Genomic DNA, 21,720 nt, shown 5'->3' on the forward strand with positions numbered 1-21,720 from the left:
CCTAATTTTTGGTGTTCCGCAGACCGGCGTTAAAAACACCCCCCGCCCGGCGCGGCCCCCCCCCCCCCCCCCCGGCCGGAGTTTTTGAATCGGTTCGCGCCAGCATAGCTCCTGTAACTCTCAGCCCACGAGAACGCTATCAGAGAAACCCACACTCGAATCCTGAAAAACCGTCCTCACATGTCCGCGCTGTTCATGAACAGCAGTTGGTCGCCAGCGTCCTCCACGGCGTCCATCGCGGCGTCGAGGGTCACCACCAGTTCGCGGACCACGAGCGCGTCGGCGGGCGGCCGGGAGTCGAACGCCGAGGCGAGCGACTCGTACTTCAGTCGGTCGCACTCGCTCTCGGCCGCCGAGATGTCCGCGACCGATTCGGCAACCGACGCCGTCTCGCCTTCGGTCACGAGGCTCTCGACGTAGGCGGTGGTCGTGTCGGTCAGTTCGACCGTCGCGTGGTGGGTCAGCGTCGCCATCTCGTGGAACGCGACTCGGCAGTCCTCCGAGAGCGTCGGATTCATGGCGTCGAGTTCGCGGCCGAATCGCTCGACGCGGTTCGGCACGGCGTCGATGGCGGCGTAGAGTCGCGCCACTTCGTCGGCCCGGAGGTACACGTCGGTGTAGTTCGGCGGGGCCGACTCGCCGAGGAGCGCCCGGAGGTCCCGAAGTGCGTCGTCGCAGGCCGATTCGCAGGCCGCGATTCGCTCGACCGCGTTCTCGAACTCCGGCGGGTCGGTCTCGTAGGCGTCGAGCGCGTCGGGGAGCAACGCGGTGCAGTCGGTGACTCGGTCGAGGTACGTCGCGGTGCGTTCGCGGACCGACTCCGCGTAGCCTTCGGTCGCGGATGCCATCGAGAGCGAGTCGCACCCGAGATACCGAAAGCCCTCCTATGAGGGGTCTGTTCGGGAACGTATCACAACCGAGTCGCCACCACCAATCGCCGTCCGGACCCAACCTTCTTATCGGCCCGCCGAGACGACCACTCATGAACCAACCGACCGCAACGGACCGCTGTGAGCGCGTCCTTGACGCCGTCGGCGGCGCGGTCATCGCCGACCGGGAGTTCCTCGAAACCGTCCTCACGGGCGTCCTCGCTCGGGGTCACGTCCTCCTCGAAGACGTGCCCGGCACGGGCAAGACCCTCACCGCCCGGAGTTTCGCCGACGCGCTGGGCCTCTCCTTTTCGCGGATTCAGTTCACCCCCGACCTCCTCCCGGCCGACATCACCGGCTCGAACGTCTACAACGAGGGGACCGGCGACTTCGAGTTCTCGCCCGGCCCGGTGTTCGCGAACGTCGTGCTGGCCGACGAAATCAACCGCGCGCCGCCCAAGACCCAGGCCGCGCTCCTCGAAGCGATGGGCGAGGGGCAGGTCACGGTGGACGGCCGGACCCACGCGCTCCCCGACCCGTTCTTCGTCCTCGCCACGCAGAACCCGGTCGAGCAGGAGGGCACCTTCGGCCTGCCCGAGGCCCAGCGCGACCGCTTCATCGTCAAGACCGCGATGGGCTACCCCGACTTCGACGGCGAGCGCGAACTCATCGACCGCCGGGCCGACCGAACCGCGAAGGCCCCGAGCGTCGGCGCGGTCGTCGAGGGCGACGAGGTGGCCGAGATGCAGCGCACCCTCGAAGCCGTTCGCGTGGACGGCAAGATTCGCGACTACGTGGTGGCGCTCGGCCGCGCGACCCGCGACGACGACCGGGTGGACGTGGGCGTCTCGCCCCGCGGCGTCCAGCGACTGTTCGAGGCGGCCCGCGCCCGCGCGGTCGTCTCGGGCCGCGATTACGTCGTCCCCGACGACGTGAAGCGGGTGGCCGAACCCACGTTCACCCACCGACTCGTGCTGACCGACGAGGCGAGCGTCCGCGGCACGGAGCGAAGCGACGTGGTCGCCGACGTGCTGGCCCGGGTCGAGGTGCCCGCGGTCAAGCCGACGTAACCGCACTCCCGAACGTCATCGGGTCGGTTCTCGCGGTCCGAAAATCGCCCGAAGCCGTTTGACACTCACCCCGAATCGCCCGACATGGTTGAGAAAGCGCGACGAGTCGCGGTCGAGGATTCGCGTGACGACGCCGGCCCCGCGTGGGAGGTGTTCGTCCGCGACGACGAAGACGACCCGCCGAGGTACGTCGGCGCGATTCGAGCGACCGATGCCGACGCGGCCCACGAGGAGGCGACCAGACTGTTCGCGTGGTACGCGACCGAGGTGTGGGTCTGTCCCGCGAGCGAGATTCGGAGATTCTCGGCAGACGCCACTGACAATGGAGATTCGGCGCTCCCCGAATCCGGCGAGGAGCGACGAACCTACGAACTGTGAGGAGGCGTCTCGACTCGGCGACTCGGACGTAGCTCGGTGGGACGAATCATCGAAAGCGCCAAAATATCCGCCCCTGCTCACCGCAACGCCATTACCAGCGCCACGACCGCGCCGACAGCGCCCAGCAGCGCGACCCCCGCGGCGTCGAGCGCGCCCACCTCCGGCCCCGACGGGACCGCGCCCGCCAGTCCGACGGCCGCCGCGACCGCCAGTCCGCCCACCGAAACCGTGCCGACCGCGTGGAGCAACTCCACGCGTCGGGTCTCGGCGCGTCGCCCGACCTCCGCGCCGAGCGTGGTCGCGAACTCCCCGGCGTCCCAGACCGCGAGCGCGAGCGCCGCGCCGACGAGGACGACCCACAGCGGCGTGTCGAGCGTGCCCGCGAATCCGGCCGCGACGAATAGGCCACCGCCAGCCAGCGACGGGCCGCCCACTCGGTCGGGGACGAAGCCGAGCGCGAACGCGACCCAGAGCGCGAACAGGCCGCCCGCGGCGAGAACCGCAACGACCGCGAGGAGTCCGACGACGATGGTTTCCGAACCGTAGAACTCGACGACGTTGCCCGAGAGCCGCCGGAATTCGTCGGCGAGTGGGGCGTCGAGTCGTCCCGCGACGAAGCCGAGCAGTCCGTCGAGGACTCGCTCGTGGACGACGCCCGCTCCCGCCACGATTGCGAGACCCGCGACGTAGGGCGCGTAGCCAGCCAGCAGGTCGCTGGTCGGGGTCCGAATCGACGACCGGACGAGGCGCGCGGCGACCGCGATTCCGACACTGACGGCCGTGATTCCGACCAACGCGCGCCGAACGCCCGTGTTCGTGGTCGCATCCGCAAGCAGTCGGTAGGCCTCGGGCGGAAGCCCCGCCCGGAGGTCGGCGGCCGGAACCACGACCCCGACGAGCAGCGCGAGCGGAAGCCCGGCGAACGCGACGAACGCCAGCACTGACGCCCCGCGCTCGACCGCGTCGGCAATCTCGGCGACCTCAATTTCGCCGATGGTCGAGTCCCCCGCGAGTTCTCGGGTCGGGAGTTCGACGAGCGCCTTGAACGCCGCCGCGGTCGCGACGGTTAACACCACCCAGAACGAGGCGAGTTGGGGGTCGGTCGCGGTCGGGGCGAACACCGCGTCGGTGAAGGTCGAACTCGCGCGGTCGGCCGCGTCGTCGATGGGCAGAATCTCCATCTCGGTCACGAGCGCGCGGCCCGCGAGCGCGAGCGCGACCCCGACCGGGAGGAGGGCGGCTCGAACCACGAGACCCCAACACCGACCGACGGTCCGCCTCTCGGCGACGTTCCGGACCGACGCCACCGCGCCGAGCGCCGCAAAAGTGCATCCCACGAGGACGGCCGCGACCCCGAGGATGCGAAGCGTCTGGCCGACCACGCCGGTCCGGTCGGGTGCGGGGAACGACGCCGCGAACTCGACGAGGAGTTCGTAGCCGACCCCGGCCGCGACCGCGCCGCCCGCGGGAACGAGCAGGAGACTCGCCGCCAGCGTGGCGGGCGCGCGCCACTGCTCGACCGTCAACAGCCAGAGCGCGAGTCCGAGAATGAGAGCGCCCGAAACGCTCACCGCGACGCCCGTGCCGACGCCCGCGGCCCGACTCAGCAGGGTGACGCCCGCGGCGGTTCCGACGAGGACGACCGCGGTGCTCGTCCGGGTCGGTGCCCAGTTCGTCTTCGAGACCGCGACGTCCGCGGATGCCGCGTCTGTCTCCGGGCCGTCGAGAGTAGTTTCGTCCGTCATGCGTGTGAGAGGAGGGTGTTCAGCGAGCGTTCGAGCGCGATTCCGAGCGGGTCGTCCACATTCCAATCGACGGTGGTCGCGCCGGTCGCCCGGAGGTCCCAGAGCCGAATCGCGCGGTGGGTGCCGGCGACCGACCGGCCCGGCGAGTCGTCGCCGGTCACGTCGGGCGAGAGGACCGTGAGTTCGTGGCCCCGGACCGAGAGCGACCGGGCGAGCGACTCGGGCCAGTCGTCCAGCACGGGCGAGACCAGCACGACCTGCGAATCGGCCGACAGCCGGGTCAACAGGCGTCGAATCGTCTCGTCGGTCCGGCCGCCGTCCGGGACCGTGGCGGCCCTTCTCGTCGAATTCGCGGCGGGCGCATCCGCGGATGCGCCCGCCGCGGACGGCGAGGGAACGGCCGAACCGTCGGTCGGCACGTCGTTCGAGCCGTCGCGGTCGGCCGCCCGGCCGACCGCCGAGAACACGAGACGGGCGTCGGCGACTCCCGAATCCGACCCGACCCACGGCAAGCCGTCGGGCGGCAGGCCGCCCTCGAAGTCGTCGTCGCGCAGACCGAGCGCGGTCACGGTGGTCGCGACGTTCGCCGCGGTCAGCGCGTCGTACAGTCGCTCGCCCGCGTAGGCCGAGAGTTCCGCGCCGTTCGGGTAGCCCGCCCGCGCAGTCGCGCGAGCGACCGGGCGGGCGTCCACGACGACTACGGTTCTGGCGGCCCGCTCCTCGCGGAACCGGACCGTGGTGAGGTCGCCGGTCTTGGCGAACCGCCGCCAGTCGATTCGGCTGAGCGAGTCGCCGGGCCGGTACTCGCGGGTCGAGTGGAACTCGATGCCGTCGCCGCCCGAGTCGGTGGTGTGGGTGCCGACTCGGCGGGGCGACGCCCGAGCGAACGGCGGGTCGGCGACTGCGAGCGAACACGACAGCGTGGTGTCGCCGTCGGCCGAAACCGCGGTGGTCGCGCAGTCCTCGGCGCTCACGGTCCGGACGCGAATCGCGGGGTCGCCGAAGGCGTGGTCGCCGCGCGTGGCGACGACCGAGTACGAGACGGTCGCCTCCTCGCCGGGCCTGAGCGCGAGCGCGGCCCGGGGCGACCCCGAGACGACCCGGAGTTCGTCGGGCACGTCGTCCACGAGTCGCACGTCCGCGAGCGCCGAGTCGCCGTCGTTTCTGACTCGGAGCGTGACCTCGACCTCCGCGCCGGGCGGCGGACTCGCGGGGTCGAACGACCGCTCGACGCTCGGAGCCGCCGCCCCCGACAGCGACGAGAGCGCGCCGTAGGCCACGTACGCGATTGGGACGACCGCGACCACGAACAGCCGCGGTTCGGCGTACAGCAGGCCGAGCGTCGTCAGCAGGAGCGTCCCCGCGAGACCGCCCTTCCAGCGCGAGGTTCGCTCGCGGGTCACGACGGCTCACCCCCGTCGCCGTTCGAGGGGGTGTTATCTTCGTCCCTGTCCCCGTCTCCGGCGACGCGCGCCGACGAGTCGGCGCGCGTCGCCGCATCGCTTTCGAATGCGGCTTCGACAGCTTCGACCGTGCGCTCGACGCGTCGCTCTCGCTCGGCCGCGGGGTCGAGCCACTCCCGGAGTCGCGCCGGGAGCGAAAAGCTCGGGGCGTCCTCGCCGCCGAGGAACGCCGCGGCGACCGGGTCGTCGGTCCACGCGCCCGTCTCGACCGCGCGCGCGGCGTCCTCGGGCGAGCGGTCGGCGGCGCGGGCGTAGGTGGCTTCGGCCGTCTCGGCCAGCGTCGAGCGAACCGACGCCAGCGCCACGGGGTCGCCCGCCGCGGCGAGGTCGATTTGCGAGTCGAAGGAGTCGCCGGTCCGGGCGGTGTCGGCGGCCGTCACCGTCTCGGGCGGGTCGCCGACGCCCTCGAACACCGCGGCCGGGCCGCCGCTCGGGGGCGGACCGGACGACCCCGACCGGGCGGTCCACGCGGCGTAGATTCCGACGACGACGCCGAGACCGAGGAGAAGGCGTCGGGGGTCCCGCGATTCGAGGGCTGCGGCGATTTCCGCGAGCGGGTCGGCGAGCAGGTCGGGCGCGACCACGACCGCGGCGGTCGCGACGGTCAACACGACGCCGAGACCGCCGAGGATACGGACTCGCATCACTGCTCACCTCCCTCGGGAGACTGGTCTCCGGTCTCGTCGTCGGGACGAGTCGCCTCCTCGATGGCAGTGAGCGCGGCCTCAACGCCGGGGAGGCGCTCGGCGGGCGAGCGCGCGCCGTACTCCACATCGCGGAACGCGTCCCGGAGGGTCGCCACCGCGTCGGCCGGGAGGTCGTCCACCCGGACCGCGTGGGCCGCGAGTTCGCCCGGTGTCATCGCGTCGGGGCGGCGGACCGAGACGCGTCCGAGGAAGTCCCGCCAGGCCTCGCGGAGCGTCCGGTAGGAGTCAACGTCGGGGTCGTCGGCGGGCGCGTCGGTCGCCGACGCGCCCGCGATGCTCCCACCGGCATCGCGGAGCGACGAGCGCGCCCGCTCGCGCAGTGCCGATAGGCGCTCGCCAAGCCACACCCGAAGTCGAGCGAGGACCTCCCGGACCGTGGCCTCGCGCGCCAGCAACTCCCGAATCGCCCCGATACCGTTGCGAATCGCGCGTTCGAGGAAGTCGGCGACGGCGAACAGTGCGCCGACCGCGAACCGCGGAATCGCGGTCGCAATCGCGACCGCGATTCCGGCGACCCGGCGGGGTGTGATTCCCCGGCGGTACGCCCCGAGTCCGAGTCCGCCGACGACGAGCGCGGCCCCCGCGACGACGCCGAACAGATTCACGAGGAGTCCCGAGACGGTCGCGCGTTCGGTCTGGCCGTGGGCCGAGACCACCGCGGTCGCGCTCGATTGGAACGGGAGCGCGACCGACGCCGCGCCGTCGATGTCGGTGGTCGCCTCGCGGTCGCCGACCGAGACCGACGCGTTCGACACCGGTTCGTCCTCGTAGCTCGCCGACACCTCGACCTCGGTTCCGGGGAGCGCGAGCGGGAGCGACGGGTCGGCGGTGACGTTGAGTTTCGGGAGCGAGACGGTCGTCTCGCCCGTGACGGGACCGCGCGAGACCGCGAGCGTGACGTTGCCCGGCGAGTCGGGAAGCCGAACCTCGGCCCGCCCCCGTCGGTCGGTTTCGCCGACTTCTTCGCCGTCGATAACGACCGCGGCGTTCCGGAGCGGCACGTCCTCAACCGTCGCGGTCACGACGACCTCCTCGTCGGTGAATCGGTCGCCCGAAACCGCGAGCGTGGCGTTGGTTTCGAGCGAGTACGACCGCGACCCGTTCGATTCGTTGCGCGCCTGCGCGGCGAGCGTCCTCGGCGGCGGGGCCGCGAGCACGCCGGGCGTCTCGACCGACGCGGGCGCGTCGAACGCGGGCGTTCCGACGCCGCCGGGAGGCCGGAACGTTTCGCCTCCCCTGGCATTCGGGGCGGTGGGGGCGGGCGGGAGGCGCGGCGCCGCCCCCCCCCCCCGCCGGGGCGGGGGGGGGCGCCGGCGCGCCCCCCCCCCCCCCCCCCCCCCCCCCGGCACTTCGCCTGATGCGTCCACGGTTTCGGTCTCGGACTCGCCCGCGACGGCTATCGTGAGGTTCCGGGCGTAGGGAACCTCGCCAGCGACCTCGCCCGCATCGTCGGTCGTGCCGATTCGCTCGCCATTGAACAGCACCCCGACGCCCTCGGCGGGCGACCCGCCGCGCGTGACCGCGGCAGTCACCGTCGCGCCGGGGACGGGCGTGCGATTGAGTTCGACGGCGTACGCGGTGTCGGCGTCGGATTCCGTGGAGTCGTCTTCGGTGTCCTCGGACTCGGAGTCGTCCGAATCCTCGGAATCACTCTCGTCCGACTCGTCCTCGGTCGTCGTCTCGGAGCCACCGGATTCGGTCGTCTCCGACGAGTCGGACGTTTCGCTGGCGTCCGAGGTGTCGGTCGCGTCCGATTCGTCCGCTGTGTCGCCGCCGGTGGTCTCCCCGCCGGACGTATCGGTGGCGTCACCGTCGGTGGTTCCGGACGGCGGGCCGGTCGTCGAGTCGCCGGTGTCGGTCGCGTCCTCTGAGGACGTATCACCCTCGGGGGGAGTGCCGTCTTCGGAGGACGTACCACTCTCTGGCGGCGTTCCGTCCTCGGACATCTCGGCGTCGGAGTCGTTCGCCGAGAACGTCTCGTTCGGGCTTCCCTCCTCGACGGATTCGTAGTCGGTGGCGCTCCCGGTCTGATTCTGGAGCGCGGCCTGCTCGGACCGGAGGCGGTCGCTTCCGGGCGTGGGGTCGAACCGGACCCACCCCGCGTCGGGGAAGTACACTTCGACCCACGCGTGGGCGTTCATCCCCCGGACCTCGTAGGTGTTCGACCCGACCTGCTGGCCGGTCGAGTAGCCCACGACGTACCGGGCCGGAACGTCCTGCGACCGGAGCATCGCGGTCATCGCGGTGGCGAAGTACTCGCAGTAGCCCTCGTCCATCTCGAAGACGAACTCCGAGGCCACGTCGCCCTCGGGTTCGCTCGCGTTCAGCGAGTAGTTCTTGTTGGCTTCGAGCCACGACTCGACCTCGGTCGCGGCCTCGTAGGACGTGTCGGCGTCGGCGGTCAGATTCGCGGTGAACTCCCCGAGACGGTCGTCGGTGTCATCCGGAAGCGCGGTGTACCGGCCCTCGATTTCGGCAGGGTAGTCCTGGCCCGCGGTCCGGAGGACGGTGGTATCCCGCGGCGGGAGGCGACTGACGCCGGTGTAGGTGGTGCCCGCCGGGAGCGACTCGCTACTCACGAACGCCCGGCGGTCGGTCACCAGCACCGAGTTGGGACCTGAAATCGACTCGGGCCGCCAGACGCTCGGGAGCGCGGTCGCCGACCGATTCAGCGTGACCCGGTACTCGACGCGCCGGTCGGTCATCGCCTCGGATTCGAGCGGCCCGGCGTAGGGTTCGCGGTCGTCCGACCGCTCCCACCCCGACCCGGTGTAGGTGTCGTACGCGCCGGTCCGCCAGTAGCTCGGGGCCGAGCTTTCGACCGTGAAGTGCGTCTCGGCATTCTGCGACCGGAAGGCGTTGGTCTCGTCGTCCGCGGCGAGCGACCCGCCGACAGAGGCGGTGTCGCCGGGGTTGAGCGCGCCGAGGCCGCCCGCACCCGAGAGCGCGCCCGCGTCGCCAGCGCCGCCCGGACTGCCTGCACCGCCAGCGCCGCCCGCCGGGGCGTCGGGACCGTAGGGGTCCACGCCGGGTTGGGGGACGACCGACCCGAGCGGCGACCCGCCGAGCCCGGCCGACGAGAGCGCCGGGAGGACGGTCGAGGCCAGCACCACTGCCGCGACACAGCAGAGCGCGAGGAACAGTCGGAGACGGCCCGACGACTCGTCGTCGTCGGACACCAGCGAGGGCGGCGTGTCTGGCATGGGGTTTGATGGAGTTTGGTGAAGCCGGTGGAGTGTGGTGGGTAGTCGCGGTAGCGAGGTGTCGCGGGCGGGGGGGGGGGGGGGGGGGGGGGGGGGGGGGGCGGCGCGGGCGCGGCCCCCCCGCCCCCGCCCGCGACGGGACAACCGCGATAGTATGGATGCAAACTCCGACGACACAGGTAAAAAGATTGGTGAATGACCGAAGGGTTGCCGTGGGGTTGAGTGGTGCGAAAGGCGCGGCGGCGAGTCCGGGTCCGATTTCCTTTAAGTGCTTCCCGCGACAAGGGATAGATACGAGGGCAGTGCGCCCGGGTTCTCCGAGGACCAGAGCTTCGACAGACCCGTCTTTCTTTTACCGCGTTCTCCCTATCGCTCCCCGTCCCGCCGCGCCGCGAGGTCCGGCAGATTCGGGTCGCGGTTGGGGTTCCGACCGTACACCGCCTCGTCCAGCCCTCGCTCCTCGATTTGGTCTTCGAGGATGCGTCGGAGTCGGTTTAGACTCGTGATATCGAGACCGTTTCTGGCCGCGAGGTCCGCGAACTTGGGGTCGTCGGTGATTGATTCGAACTGGTCGTAGAGCCGTTCGAGTCGCGCGGGCGAGAGACCCTGTATCCACTCGGTGTCGTGGAGACCGAGGTAGTGCTCGCGCTCGCGGTCCACGATGTGGCGAATCGCAACGAGCGCGACCTTCGGAATCGCGCGCTGGCTTCCGAACGCCGAGAGGTCGAGGTCGGCCATCACGCCGATGACTCGGTCGCGCTGCCACGGGGTGAGCGACAGGTCGTTGCAGAGCGCGTGGGTGATTCGGAGTTTGTCGAGGCGGGCCATCCGCGCGCTGTGTCCGGCCATCGCGGAGTGGCGTTCCTCGTGAAGCCGCCGAACGCTCTCGCTCAGGTCGGCGTCGGGCGACTCCGCCCGGCCGATGAGGGTCGCGCTCGGGGTGACGGGTCCCCACCGTCGGACGGTCTGGTCGCGCTGGAGGTCGGCGCGCGCGACCGACCCGTCGCCGGGAAGTTGGCTGAGACGGCGCTCCTCGGCTTCGTCGCCCGCCGGGCCGTACTGCCACGATGGAGTCCCCGCGTCGGTGCCGCTTTCTGTCATGGGTCGGTTCTAGCGTCGCGGTCCGATTTAAACGTATGGACCGGCGGAGCCCGAGCGCCGATTGTGGAATCCGAGCCGGTATCGTCGCAATCGACATCACTGAATCAGACCCGTTCACTGGTGACCGAGCGGGCCACAAAGGTGAGCTCATCGGGACCAAGGAGAAAACCAATGAGCGCGCCTATCAGTGGGCGACAGCACAACTGGTCGGGGGAATGCTGTCTCGATTGTGTTGGACGCATGGCCGGTGCGGAGAGGGCGTGCAAGGAGATCGTCGAGGAACTCCTGAACTCCGCTGAGGCAACTGTTCACATCGATAACGTGCTGATAGGTCGGGAGTTCGACGGCCAGCACATTCTAGAGATGCTCAGCCAACGCGGACTCTCCTGCGTCGTCCCAAAGCAAATGCAGACCAACGAAAAAGCGTAGGTGAAACGACTTCTACAACGCGACAAGACTCGATATGCGGCCGACCGGAAGTTGTCCCTCTACGTAGTTTCACAGAACTTCAAAGACGTGATCGGTGATAGCATCGACGATGGTGAATTCATACCACCGAAGACACGAGCGTACATAACGCCGTCGGCACCCGCTTTCGGTAGGAGATCCGTGAGTCGCCAGATATTGTATAGCAGTACAGCCCACACCGAGAACCAAGTTTAAATCGGTGGTTGAAAGTGTAAACTAATTCTTGTCTGCATAGTACTTATGAATAGACACCGCATTATTAGGCTTTAAAAATAGAAGAAAAATATTGATGTATTAGTCAAAAATCTATTTTTTATATTGAGATAGTTAGATTAAAGTAAGAAAATGGGAGAAAGTAAGTGCCAATGTCGAATAATCTCGATCCCTCGAAAGATATCTCGCGACGTAATGTACTGAATGCCCTCGGTACTGTCGGTATGACCGCAGCCATCGGTGCAGGCAGTTCGGGTACCGCATCCGCCCAAATGAGCGACACAATGGAACGGGGCGCTCGTGATCCGGACGCGACTCTACGAAGCATCGTAATCAAATCAAGTGACCGTTCCAGCTACCAGTTTTCCGTCTCCGGTGTGCTGACTGCCACCGACGCACCCGATGACGCCGTCGAGAGCGGTACGGCTACCGCCACGGTTAGTGACGGTGTCCATCAGTACGAGTTCAGCGGCGAGTTCACCGGTTTCGACGTTTCGGGTGACCCTGCAATTCGCGTTGACGGGAAGGAGTTTGACGCCGATTCGTATCTCGACCAGTCTGTCGAAATCATTCCCCGCGGGCAAACCACAGTCGATGTCTCAGCGAGTGGACGGATTGAAGCAGAGAGTCCAAGGTCTGATTCTGCGAAGAGTGGTGAGAATGGACCGGAGAGTCTTGACCGTGTGAATGGCCGTACCCTACAGGGAACTATTACTACTCCCGTTTCCTTGGTATACACTGGCGAGTTGACCTTCTTCGACGCTGACAGCGAGGTTCATTTCAAGCGAGACGGAGACCGAGTCGACGCCGCCGACATCCTCCCGTCCTCCATGCCCGGTGGCGTCACTGTCACCGGAGAAGGAGAATCGTTCAAAATCACGACTAGCGATCAGGCAGACAAAGTCGGAGCCGATACGACGGTAGAAGATGGCACGATCACCGGAACCGCAAACGAGACTGCGACCGAAGCACGATACGACGGGAACCTCGTCTCTGTGAGCCGGGGTGATGCAACTGCGACTATCAGTTCCGAGCAGAAGCGTGTCATTTGCTCGGCCCCATCAGATAGTTCAGTCGAGTTCACCATCAACGCGACGGAGGCCGTTATCTACGACGACGCAGTCCACGAAACGCTTACGACGACCGTTGCGGCGGACGCCACGGAGCGTATCAAGTTTTTGGGGGAGGTGACGAGTCTCGGAGTTGGTGGTGTGACCGCTGAGTTCGACTCCGAGCGCTACCCAGAGGCAGCGGTATCGGCACGTCTCCAGACCGGTGCGGTCGTTGAGCGAACCGACGCTTTCGAACGCGCCGCATCTGAGGCCGATGGAAGAGTTCGTCACGACCCAGAGGGCATTTACCTAGTCTCCAATACAACTGACGACAAGCCGAGTGACTCGACGGTCCATCACCTAACTGATCTCGATAGAGGCGACGAGGGGGCGATAACAATCTCGAGACATCGCGACTCCGGTGAGGTGGCACACGTCGAAACCGTCTACGAATGGAAGACGAAGTTCGACACCACCTCGAAGGTGACTAGCGAGACCTTGCAATTAGCCGGTGCTGCAAGCGTCCAAGCCGCGTCCGTCGAGACGACCACCGAAGAATATAATGTCCCCGAAGATCGACTCCGCTCTGCAGGTGACCCCGTTACTACCCAAGGCTTGATCGACGACGCATCTGATTTCATCGGTGATATCTGGGATGGCTTGACTGGAGTCGTCGACTCTATCGCCGGTCTTGGAGAAAATATGCTGCAGACGGTCATTGAAGACTCGGGCGTCGACCAGAACGATCTCGCTGTAAGTAGCGGTCAGATTGTCTGTAATTCGATTACGGCGATACAGGACCTAGCAACAGAACTCATCAACACCAAGTACGTCTACGATGTGGCAAAGTGGAGCGATGTCGACCTCGGTAAGGTCCTGTGGAAGGTGCGCCTGACTGGCTACGATTCAGTCGTTTCAGTCGCAACCAGCGACGCTTTTGCTGAATTCGGCGACGATGATTGGTCTTGTGGGAGTTGTATCGCTATCATCCGTCTAGCACTGGACGTCGGAATCTGTGGGTTTGGCGTCAGTGCCTTTTGTGCTGGGACAAACTGGTGGAACCTCGGTCTCGGTGCGGCACCTTGTACCGTCGCGTTGGGAGCACTCTGCTCACTCGCAGTGGCGACTCTCCCGGATGCAAGAGACTTGTGTTCGGCTGCAAACGAGCCGACTGGATGGTCTGTGTGCTAGGGAGTTAACGCTCGGAGAACTCACTAGTCTCTTTTTATCGGACATCCGTTCAGACGCACCTTTTTATCCCAATCTAAACACACATATATAAATCACACATGCTATATAAATGTGCTATACTCTTCGAACCTTGATGCGCCGATTCCGTAGTACAAACGGAAGATGGACAGGCTTTTATTTGTGCTACAGTCGTAGTTATAATATGCTCGGTCGCGAGTACGGACGAAGACTAACCGCAGTAGTACTGTCCAATTCAGTACTGGCTGCGGGCGTGTTCGTCTTCGGCTGGGATCCTCATCTCCTTTTGTTGTTATATTGGGTCGAGGCCGGGGTCGCAGTTGGTCGGGAAGCCATCCAGTCGTTGTTCTCTGCGCTTCCTCCATCAGAAGCTTACAAACCGACTGGAACGAGAGTACCGTTCCCGCTTGAATCGCTTTCTGACGTTCGAGGGAGAATTTGTCTCGTCGGCTGGCTTCCTGCGATTTACCCGCGAAACGTCCCGTACATTCTGCTAACGCTGTTGCCGCTTGTGACGTTTTGGCCACTTGGCGGGTTACTACTAACGGGTATTATCGCACCGTTTAGTGGGTCGTTCGCTCTGCCAACGACGCTCACACTGGGCGTGTTCGCTGTCATATTCAATCAAGCGTCTCACTTGGTGAGTTGGCTGTGGTCCGGAGAGTACGAGTCAGCAGCCGCGACTGGGAGTGGCTCTCGGAAATACTTGATACTCGTGTTCCTCCTTGCGGTCGTCGCACCGTTCGTCGTCAGGAGCGCTGAAGACGCAGGCATCGGACGAGTCGTCCTCGGACTCGTAGTTGTCGGAACGAAGATTGGATACGACCTTTTGGAACTCCGCTATCCGGGGTTTGTCGAGTCGACGGTGTTCACCGACAAAACTGTCGGAGAAGAACAACCAATCAAATTACCCGACACCGAACCAATTAGAGTGTTTGACAACGACTACCGCGGCACTTTCGTAGCCGCGGTGGTCAGTGGCGTTCTCATCTCGTTTTTTGGTCCGACACTGTTCGTCGTCCTTCTCGGCGGCCTCGTTGGGGCATTAGTCGGCGGTAGTGCGTTTGGAACATCATATGGTCTCGTCGTTGGAGGCGCGCTCGGCGTCGCAGCAGTCGTTACCTGTCGGGTGATTGTAGAGATTACTGTGGGGTGGATCGTCAGCGCACACCTCGTCTATCGCATTCATTCCGATACTGTCGTTGCCTATAACACGTTGACTGACGCGGCACAGTGGTCAGTCCCTCGTAGCAGAATCTCGGAAGTATCCGTCTCTCCCGGTCTCTTTTCTACAATTTTTCCGGACTGGTACAGCACACTCAAGATTGAAACGCACGAAGGCGGGAGCTACAAGATGGGATACTTCGAGGACGTTGAATCAGCTGCAGGACTACTCAAACGAGAATCCGTCAACTGAGGCCGTCTCTCTTATACTGACAATAAAAAACTCACCGAACTCCGCGGCCTCTGGCTGTGGACCGTGGCTAATATATATACCAGTTCATTACTGCGGCGCCGAGACCGATAGCGATCCCACGAACAACCGCACCTCCTATAGACGCGTCAATAAAGACGACGTTCACTACTGTTACAGCTAGAACAACACCGGCGAACAGGAGCAATGTGTACACCAACGTTCCAGGCTCGAGGTCGACTGCCATATTCCATAACCGGACTCCTCGGACTTATTATTTACTTATCTATCTATATTCAACATACTATTAATACTTAGATTTAAATTTCGGTTCGGGATTTAACGTCTCCAGTAGTTCACACCCAGACCGCGCACCGTGAGTCTCCATCATCAAACGATGAGGCTTCACGAGAACCGCCAAGTGAGGAAGGCATCGCGAGTCGTCGCCGCGATATTATTACGAATAGTTCGGGAATTTGACCAACGTAACGGCGTTGCTCCCGTCCGGCAGACATTCCAAAACTGTACGACTGCGTTGGCCAAACACTACCGGACTACTTCCCGGAGCGACCAGCAGACTGCGAAAATGACAATAGTTCTCTATCCTGCTCTCACTCGCGCCCAGACCGCACTGAAGGCGAGAACTCCGCAAAAACGGGAACCGTCGTCCCTCGTATCTACCCCTTGTCGCGGGAAGCACTTAAACGAAGAACGGCGTCGGCGCGGGGGGCGACCGCACACTCCCGGCCATCGGCCGCGGGGACGCGTAGCGTTATGGGACCGGCTTTCGAACGTTCGACCATGCCAGACGACGACTACACCGGAGCCGATTTGTTCGCCGACACGCTGGAGGAGTACGGCGTTTCGCACGTGTTCGGCAACCCCGGAACCACGGAGTTGCCGGTGATGAACGCGCTCGCCGACGCCGACCTCGAATACGTCCTCGGCCTCCACGAGGACGTCGCGGTGGGGATGGCCGCGGGCTACGCCCAGACCCGCCGGTATCACTCCCATCACGACGACTCCGTGATGCCGGTCGGGGTCGCAAACCTCCACGTCGCGCCCGGACTCGCCCACGGTCTCGGAAATCTCTACGGCGCGAGCGTGACCGGCGCGCCGCTCGTCGTGACCGCGGGCAACCACAGCACCGACTTCCGCCACGAGGAGCCGATTTTGTCGGGCGACCTCGTGGAGATGGCCGACCAGTTCACCAAGTGGAGCGCGGAGGTCGGCGACGTGGCCGCGCTCCCGACGATGCTCCGGCGGGCGTTCCGCGTGGCGCTCACGCCGCCGACCGGGCCGGTCTTTCTCGCGCTTCCGCTCGACGTGATGACCGCCGAGACCGACGACGCGCCCGAGCGACTCGGCCCGATTCCCGACGCGGGCCGGGGCGACCCCGACCAGATAGAGCTGGCCGCCGACCTCCTGGCGGACGACACCGACGACGTGACGCTCGTGGTCGGCGACGGAATCGCGCGCTCAGGAGTCGATGCGGTCGAAGCCGCGGTCGAGTTCGCGGAGGCGACGGGCGCGCGCGTCCACGGCGAGATTCTGTCCTGCGAGGTGGACTTCCCGACCGACCACGACCAGTGGGTGTCGTACATCCCGCCGGACGAGGACCTCGCCGCGACCCTGATGGCGACCGACCGGCTCGTCTTCGTCGGGTGTTCGACCAACACCACGCTGACCCGCCACGAGAACGACCTCGTGTCCGACGAGACGACGTGCATTCACATCGGCGACGACTCGTGGGAGGTCGGCAAGAATCAGCCGGCGGACGCCGCGGTCCTCGGCGACCCCGGACGCGTCCTCGCCGACCTCGCGGACCGAGTCGGCGAGCGCCTCTCCGAATCCGACCGCGAGGCCCGACTCGACCGCGTGGCCGCCGTCAAGGAGATGGTCGAAGCGCAGATGGCCGAGATGGCGGCTAGTGACGCTTCCGACGACCCGAGAGCCTCGAAGCCCGAACTCGTAGATGCGATGCAGGAAGTCGCGTCGGACGCCTACATCGTGGACGAGGGCGTGACCTCGAAGTACGCGATGCTGACTCGGTGGTCGTTCGAACCCGAACAGCTCATCTCGAACAAGGGCGGCGGTCTGGGCTACGGCCTCCCGGCGTCGGTCGGCGCGGGAATCGCGGAGGCCCAGTCGGACGACCCCCGCGACGTGGTCGGCTTCGTCGGCGACGGGTCGTACCTCTACTACCCCCACTCGCTCTACTCGGCCGCGCGCTACGACGTGGACCTCACCGTGGTCGTCTCGGACAACCGGAACTACCGCATCCTGAAGGACAACACGCTCAAACTGTTCGGCGGCGAGGACGACGACTACGACTACGTCGGCATGGACTTCGAACCGCCGGTGGACATCCCGAAGAACGCCGAGAGCCACGGCGCTCGCGGCCAGTTGGTCGAGGACCCCGACGAAATCGCGTCGGCGCTCGCCGACGCGATGGACCGCGAGGGTCCCGACGTGTTGGACGTGCTTGTCCACGACTGAGAGCGCGCAGTCGGTAGGCTGTACTTACTCCGTTTCCGAATCTGCTTGCACGCGCTCGCCGTCCATCGTCTCGGGGAAGATTTTCCCCGGATTTAGGGTGTCGCGGGGGTCGAGCGCGCGCTTGAGTCGGCGCATCGTCTCGACGGTCGCCGCGCCGTGTTCGGCCTCCAGAAATTCGCGCTTGCCGAGACCGATGCCGTGTTCGCCGGTCGCGGTGCCGCCCATCTCGATGACGCGCTCGACGACGGCGGCGTACAGTTCCTCGGCGGCCGCGACCTGCTCGTCGTCGGACTCGTCCACCAGCACCGAGTAGTGGACGTTGCCGTCGCCCGCGTGGCCGAAGCAGGGGACCAGCAGGTCGTGCTCGTCGGCGAGGTCCTTGACGTAGTGGACGACTTCGGGATAGTCGCTGATGGGAACCGTCACGTCGCCGGGGTGCATCGGCGAGAGGTCGGGGTCCCACGTCTGGAGCGCAAAGGAGAGGTCCTTGCGGGCTTGCCAAAGAGTATCCATCTCGTCCTCCTCAGCAACCTCGAATCGCTCTGCGTCGTGGTCGTCGAACACCGCCCGGCAGAACTCGATTTCCTCCTCGACGCCGTGATTCGCGTGGAATTCCAGAAAGACGGTCGGCGCGTCCGGTAAGTCGGTTCCGGTGTAGGCGTTCGCGAGACGGGCGGTCGCCTCGTCCAGGAGTTCGATTTTCGCCACGTCCACGCCCGAGCGCACCGCGTCGAACACCGCCTGCGTCGCGGCGTCGAGCGACGGGAACAGCGCCCGACCGCCCCGAATCTGTTCGGGACGGCCAGCGAGTCGGAGGGTGATTCGCGTGACGACCGCAAGCGTCCCCTCGCTCCCGACGAGGAGGTCGGCGAGGTTGTAGCCGCTCGACGTTTTGGCCGCCTTGCTCCCCGCCGTAATCACCGACCCGTCGGCGAGGACGGCTTCGAGTTCGAGCACCCAGTCGGCGACCTCGCCGTACTTCACGGTCTGCATCCCCGAGGCGTCGTTGGCGACCATCCCGCCGACCGTCGAGATGTCGCCCGACGAGGGGAGCGGTGGGAAGAACAGACCCTCGGAGGCGACCGCTTCATCCACCTCTGCGCCGAGGACGCCGGGTTCCACGTCGATTTGGAAGTCGTCCGCGCGCACGTCCAGCACCGAATTCATCCGCGAGAGGTCGAGGCTGATGCCCCGGTGGGCGGGGACGGCGTTGCCCTCCAGACCCGTCCCGGCGGCGTAGGGCGTGACCGGGACCCGGCGGTCGTTCGCGGCCGCGAGGACCGCCGACACGTCGGGGGTCGATTCGACCCACACCACCGCGTCGGGGGTGACGCCCAATCCGAGTTCGTCCGCGCCGAAGTCGGCGGCGTGAGTCTCGCGCGCGGACTCGCCGAACGATACGTCGCCAGCGATGTCGAGGTCCGAGAGAAACGAGCAGTCGTACGTCATACGCTATCGTGGGTCGGTCGGGGCTTAAGCGTTGGAGTGACGGCGACGACTCGTATAAAAATACGTCGATAACAGTTCGCAGAGTGACATTAGGGACTTACTTTCGAAAGCCGTCGTCTGCTCACGATAAACCGACAGCAGAACCGCGATGACGGTTTAGAAAGCCCCCGCCCGGTCGCGGTCGTTGCTCGGCATATCTGTGTCTCTCAGCAACTCCCGACACAGATCGTGGCCGAGCAAGCGACCAAGACGAGCGCGACCGGGCGGCCCCTTTCAATCCCGTGAGGAACGAACGGGATGTCGAAAGACGAGTGAAACGAAGTCTTTCGGAATTCCCACCCGCGGTGGATTCTCCCCCTGCGAGACTCAGAGAAAGCCGTCCAATTTTCGCTTGCTGAGTTCCAGATAGTCGAAATCGAAGGTGTACACTTCGGCCGAAATCGTCCCGGTCCAGTCCTCGCGGAGGGGTTCGAACACCGTCCCGAAGTCGAGGGTCCCCGACCCGGTCGGGACGTGTTCGTCGTAGGCCTCGCGGGCGTCGTTGGCGTGGACGTGGCTCACGCGGTTGCGGTGGTCTGCGAGAAAGTCCGCCATCGCCTCGGCGTCGAGACCGTCCACGCGGGCGTGGCCCGTGTCGAACGTCATCCCGGCGTCGGTCTCGGCGAAGACGGTCTCGAAGTCGTGAATCGTGAACCGGACGCCCGGCAGATTCTCGACGCAGATTTCGATGTCCCGGTCGGCGGCGTAGGCGTCGAGGTTCCGAATCGAGTCGAGCAGATGAGGTTTGACTTTCTCGAAATCCCATTCAGGCGGCGAAGCGTGCGAACTCGCGTGGAGGACCGCCTTCTCCGCGCCCATCTCGGCCGCGGCGTCGATGCAGTCCCGGTGTTCGTCGAGCGCCGCGTCCCGAATCCGGTCCCGCGGCGTGCCGATGTCGAGGTCCGCGAACGGGAGGTGGACCAGCAGGTCGAGTCCCTCGTCTTCGACCAGCGACCCGACAGCATCGAGGTCGAGATTCGTGCGCGCGGTCGCGCCGTCCATGTAGAGTTCGACGTAGTCGAACCCGATTCGTGCGCCCTCGGTTACGGCGTCGCGCCACGAGACCGTCCCGGTGTGGGTCTGCGTTACGTAGCCCGTGCGAACCTCGTCAGCCATTTGCTTCGCTCCGGTCGGTCGTCTCGGCCGCGTCGGTCGTCTCGTTCCAGTCGGTCAGTCCAGATCCGTCAGTCATCCGTCTCACCGCCCTCGACCGATGGGACCGCGGCGTCGGCGTCCTCGGCGTCAGCGGTCAGTTCGCTTTCGTCGGGTTTCGGGGGACTGGGAGTCACGAACCGGGCCAGTGCGGCCACGCTCGGCGCGACCAACGTGGGCGTCACCTCGCTCCGCTCGGCGTCGATACGGTCGGCGTCGCCGGTCAGCACGCAGACCGACTCGCACCCGACGTTCTCGGCGAGCGCCACGTCGGTTTCGAGTCGGTCGCCGACGACCGCGACTTCGTCCGGGGAGTACCCCTCGGCGTCGAGGACGTGGGCTATCATCTCGGGGTTGGGCTTGCCGAACACCCGAGACGGGCGCTGGTCGGTCGCGCGCTCTATCAGCGCGCCGATGGCCCCGCAGTCGGGGACGAACCCCTCCGCGGTCGGACACACCGTGTCGGGGTGTGCCAGCAGGAAGGTCGCGCCGTCGCGGACCGCGAGGGTCGCGGCCCGGGCCTTCTCGTAGGTGAGTTCGGTGTCGAAGCCCACGACCACGGTGTCGGGATTCTCGTCGCCGAGGTCGATTCCATGTCCGGCGAGCGCGTCGCGCATCGTCTCGGTGCCGAGGACGTACACCTCGCCCGCGTCGGCCGATTGGAGGTGGTCGATGACGCCGTCGGTCGAGAGCAAGACGTTCTCCGCATCGACCGGCACGCCGAGGTCGGCGAGCTTGTTCGCGTAGTCGTCCTTCCACTTCGAGGAGTTGTTCGTCAGGAAGTACACCTCGACGCCGCGCTCGCGGAGCGATTCGACGAGGTCGCGCGCGCCCTCCACGAGGTCGTCGTCGAGGTAGACGGTGCCGTCGAGGTCGAAGAACACCGCCTCCTTCGACCCCAAATCCGACAGCGACGAGAATCGGAGGTCGGCCCGCTTCAGGTCGGCGAAGTCGTCGATTTCGACCCAGTCGCGGCCGGTCACGTCGGCGGTTTCGACGTCGTGGTCGCGGTTCCGGACGAGCCGGTCGATGGCCGCTTCGGTCCACCCGCTGTAGTCGCCCTCGCGTTCGATGACTCGCGCTATCTCGTCGAACAGCATCGACGAGAACGCGGCCGAGAAGCGATACACGTCGGTCGAGACGCCGTGTGCGGCGCGCTCGGGGATTCCCTTGTCGATGTGTGTCACCATCCCCTCGTCGTCCACCGTGACCTTCATCGCTTCCTCGGAGTAGGTCCCCCGGTCGCACGCGATGGCGCTGTCCGCGTCCGAATCGAGGAGGTCGGCGAGCAGGTCGGACTCGAACGCAACGTCGCCGTTGCTGAGGACGAACTGCTCGCCAGCGACCGCCTCGCGGGCGAGGTACAGCGAGTACATGTTGTCGGTGTTGGCGTACACGTCGCTCTCGCGCACCGTCACGTCGAGCGACGGGCGCTCGGCGGCCACCGACTCGCACAGCGACCGGGTCTCGTCCGCGAGGTAGCCAGCCACCACCGTCACGTCGGTCACGCCCGCGTCGGCGTAGGCCCGGAGTTGGCGCGCGAGAATCGGCGTCCCATCGACCGAAACGCACCCCTTGGGTTCGTGAAGCGTGAGCGGCCGGAGTCGAGAACCGATGCCAGCCGCTAAGATGACTCCTTTCATGAGTATACCGCTCAATAGCGCAACGTATCTGTTGATAACCCTACTG

The 21,720-nt window shown here is 65.9% G+C and carries 15 protein-coding genes and 1 pseudogene; 6 read left to right on the forward strand and 10 right to left on the reverse strand.

The window, feature by feature from the left end; translation table 11 throughout:
* Positions 1 to 176 precede the first annotated feature (176 nt).
* Positions 177 to 848, reverse strand: a complete 672-nt coding sequence (locus tag EKH81_RS15435) for a DUF47 domain-containing protein (protein WP_132059988.1) — start codon at positions 846 to 848, stop codon at positions 177 to 179.
* Positions 849 to 982: 134 nt separating this feature from the next.
* On the opposite strand from EKH81_RS15435, the gene EKH81_RS15440 reads away from it, so the two are divergent.
* Together EKH81_RS15440 and EKH81_RS15445 are read left to right on the forward strand one after the other, a co-directional pair.
* Entirely contained in the window at positions 983 to 1,939 is a 957-nt protein-coding gene (locus EKH81_RS15440; protein WP_132059990.1) for an AAA family ATPase, read from the forward strand.
* Between the two features lie 84 nt (positions 1,940 to 2,023).
* Entirely contained in the window at positions 2,024 to 2,317 is a 294-nt protein-coding gene (locus tag EKH81_RS15445; protein WP_132059992.1) for an Htur_1727 family rSAM-partnered candidate RiPP, read from the forward strand.
* A gap of 77 nt (positions 2,318 to 2,394) precedes the next feature.
* Here the strand turns inward: EKH81_RS15445 and EKH81_RS15450 are convergent, their stop codons facing one another.
* The 5 genes from EKH81_RS15450 to EKH81_RS15470 form a co-directional block, all read right to left on the reverse strand.
* Entirely contained in the window at positions 2,395 to 4,062 is a 1,668-nt protein-coding gene (locus EKH81_RS15450; RefSeq protein WP_132059994.1) for a DUF7519 family protein, read from the reverse strand.
* A complete protein-coding gene (locus tag EKH81_RS15455; RefSeq protein ID WP_132059996.1) occupies positions 4,059 to 5,465 on the reverse strand; it encodes a DUF58 domain-containing protein in 1,407 nt (468 codons plus the stop codon). Before EKH81_RS15455 ends, EKH81_RS15450 begins: the two co-directional genes overlap by 4 nt.
* On the reverse strand, positions 5,462 to 6,169 hold the full coding sequence (locus tag EKH81_RS15460) for a DUF7269 family protein (RefSeq protein WP_132059998.1): 708 nt from the start codon (positions 6,167 to 6,169) through the stop codon (positions 5,462 to 5,464). Before EKH81_RS15460 ends, EKH81_RS15455 begins: the two co-directional genes overlap by 4 nt.
* Positions 6,169 to 9,435 (reverse strand): transglutaminaseTgpA domain-containing protein, encoded by a 3,267-nt coding sequence (locus tag EKH81_RS15465; RefSeq protein WP_162224648.1) that lies wholly within the window; start codon positions 9,433 to 9,435, stop codon positions 6,169 to 6,171. Before EKH81_RS15465 ends, EKH81_RS15460 begins: the two co-directional genes overlap by 1 nt.
* 366 nt (positions 9,436 to 9,801) lie before the next feature.
* The gene (locus EKH81_RS15470) at positions 9,802 to 10,536 is read right to left on the reverse strand and encodes a DNA-directed RNA polymerase subunit epsilon (protein WP_132060006.1); all 735 of its coding nucleotides are present in this window, start codon (positions 10,534 to 10,536) and stop codon (positions 9,802 to 9,804) included.
* 71 nt (positions 10,537 to 10,607) lie between these two features.
* Here EKH81_RS15470 and EKH81_RS15475 point away from each other — a divergent pair.
* From EKH81_RS15475 to EKH81_RS15490, 3 genes and pseudogenes are all read left to right on the forward strand, one after another.
* Positions 10,608 to 11,025: pseudogene (locus tag EKH81_RS15475) on the forward strand (transposase); the annotation flags it as partial.
* Between the two features lie 416 nt (positions 11,026 to 11,441).
* Complete coding sequence (locus EKH81_RS15485) at positions 11,442 to 13,460, forward strand: hypothetical protein (protein WP_132060008.1); 2,019 nt, start codon at positions 11,442 to 11,444, stop codon at positions 13,458 to 13,460.
* A 202-nt stretch (positions 13,461 to 13,662) separates the two neighbouring features.
* Positions 13,663 to 14,895 carry a DUF6498-containing protein gene (locus EKH81_RS15490; RefSeq protein WP_132060010.1) on the forward strand — a complete coding sequence of 411 codons (1,233 nt, stop codon included), beginning with the start codon at positions 13,663 to 13,665 and terminating at the stop codon, positions 14,893 to 14,895.
* Between the two features lie 67 nt (positions 14,896 to 14,962).
* Here the strand turns inward: EKH81_RS15490 and EKH81_RS15495 are convergent, their stop codons facing one another.
* Positions 14,963 to 15,139 (reverse strand): hypothetical protein, encoded by a 177-nt coding sequence (locus tag EKH81_RS15495; protein WP_162224649.1) that lies wholly within the window; start codon positions 15,137 to 15,139, stop codon positions 14,963 to 14,965.
* Between the two features lie 554 nt (positions 15,140 to 15,693).
* Between EKH81_RS15495 and EKH81_RS15500 the strand changes: the two genes are divergently transcribed.
* Positions 15,694 to 17,391: a thiamine pyrophosphate-binding protein gene (locus tag EKH81_RS15500; protein WP_132060012.1), complete on the forward strand. Its 1,698-nt coding sequence runs from the start codon at positions 15,694 to 15,696 to the stop codon at positions 17,389 to 17,391.
* Positions 17,392 to 17,415: 24 nt separating this feature from the next.
* On the opposite strand, the gene EKH81_RS15505 is transcribed toward EKH81_RS15500, so the two are convergent.
* From EKH81_RS15505 to EKH81_RS15515, 3 genes are all read right to left on the reverse strand, one after another.
* On the reverse strand, positions 17,416 to 18,840 hold the full coding sequence (locus EKH81_RS15505; RefSeq protein ID WP_132060014.1) for an FAD-binding oxidoreductase: 1,425 nt from the start codon (positions 18,838 to 18,840) through the stop codon (positions 17,416 to 17,418).
* 366 nt (positions 18,841 to 19,206) lie between these two features.
* The gene (locus EKH81_RS15510) at positions 19,207 to 19,995 is read right to left on the reverse strand and encodes a sugar phosphate isomerase/epimerase family protein (protein ID WP_132060016.1); all 789 of its coding nucleotides are present in this window, start codon (positions 19,993 to 19,995) and stop codon (positions 19,207 to 19,209) included.
* Between the two features lie 68 nt (positions 19,996 to 20,063).
* A complete protein-coding gene (locus tag EKH81_RS15515; protein WP_132060018.1) occupies positions 20,064 to 21,674 on the reverse strand; it encodes an HAD-IIA family hydrolase in 1,611 nt (536 codons plus the stop codon).
* Positions 21,675 to 21,720 lie beyond the last annotated feature (46 nt).

Origin of the sequence: Halorussus amylolyticus, from assembly GCF_004143485.2 — an archaeon.
GTDB lineage: Archaea > Halobacteriota > Halobacteria > Halobacteriales > Haladaptataceae > Halorussus > Halorussus amylolyticus.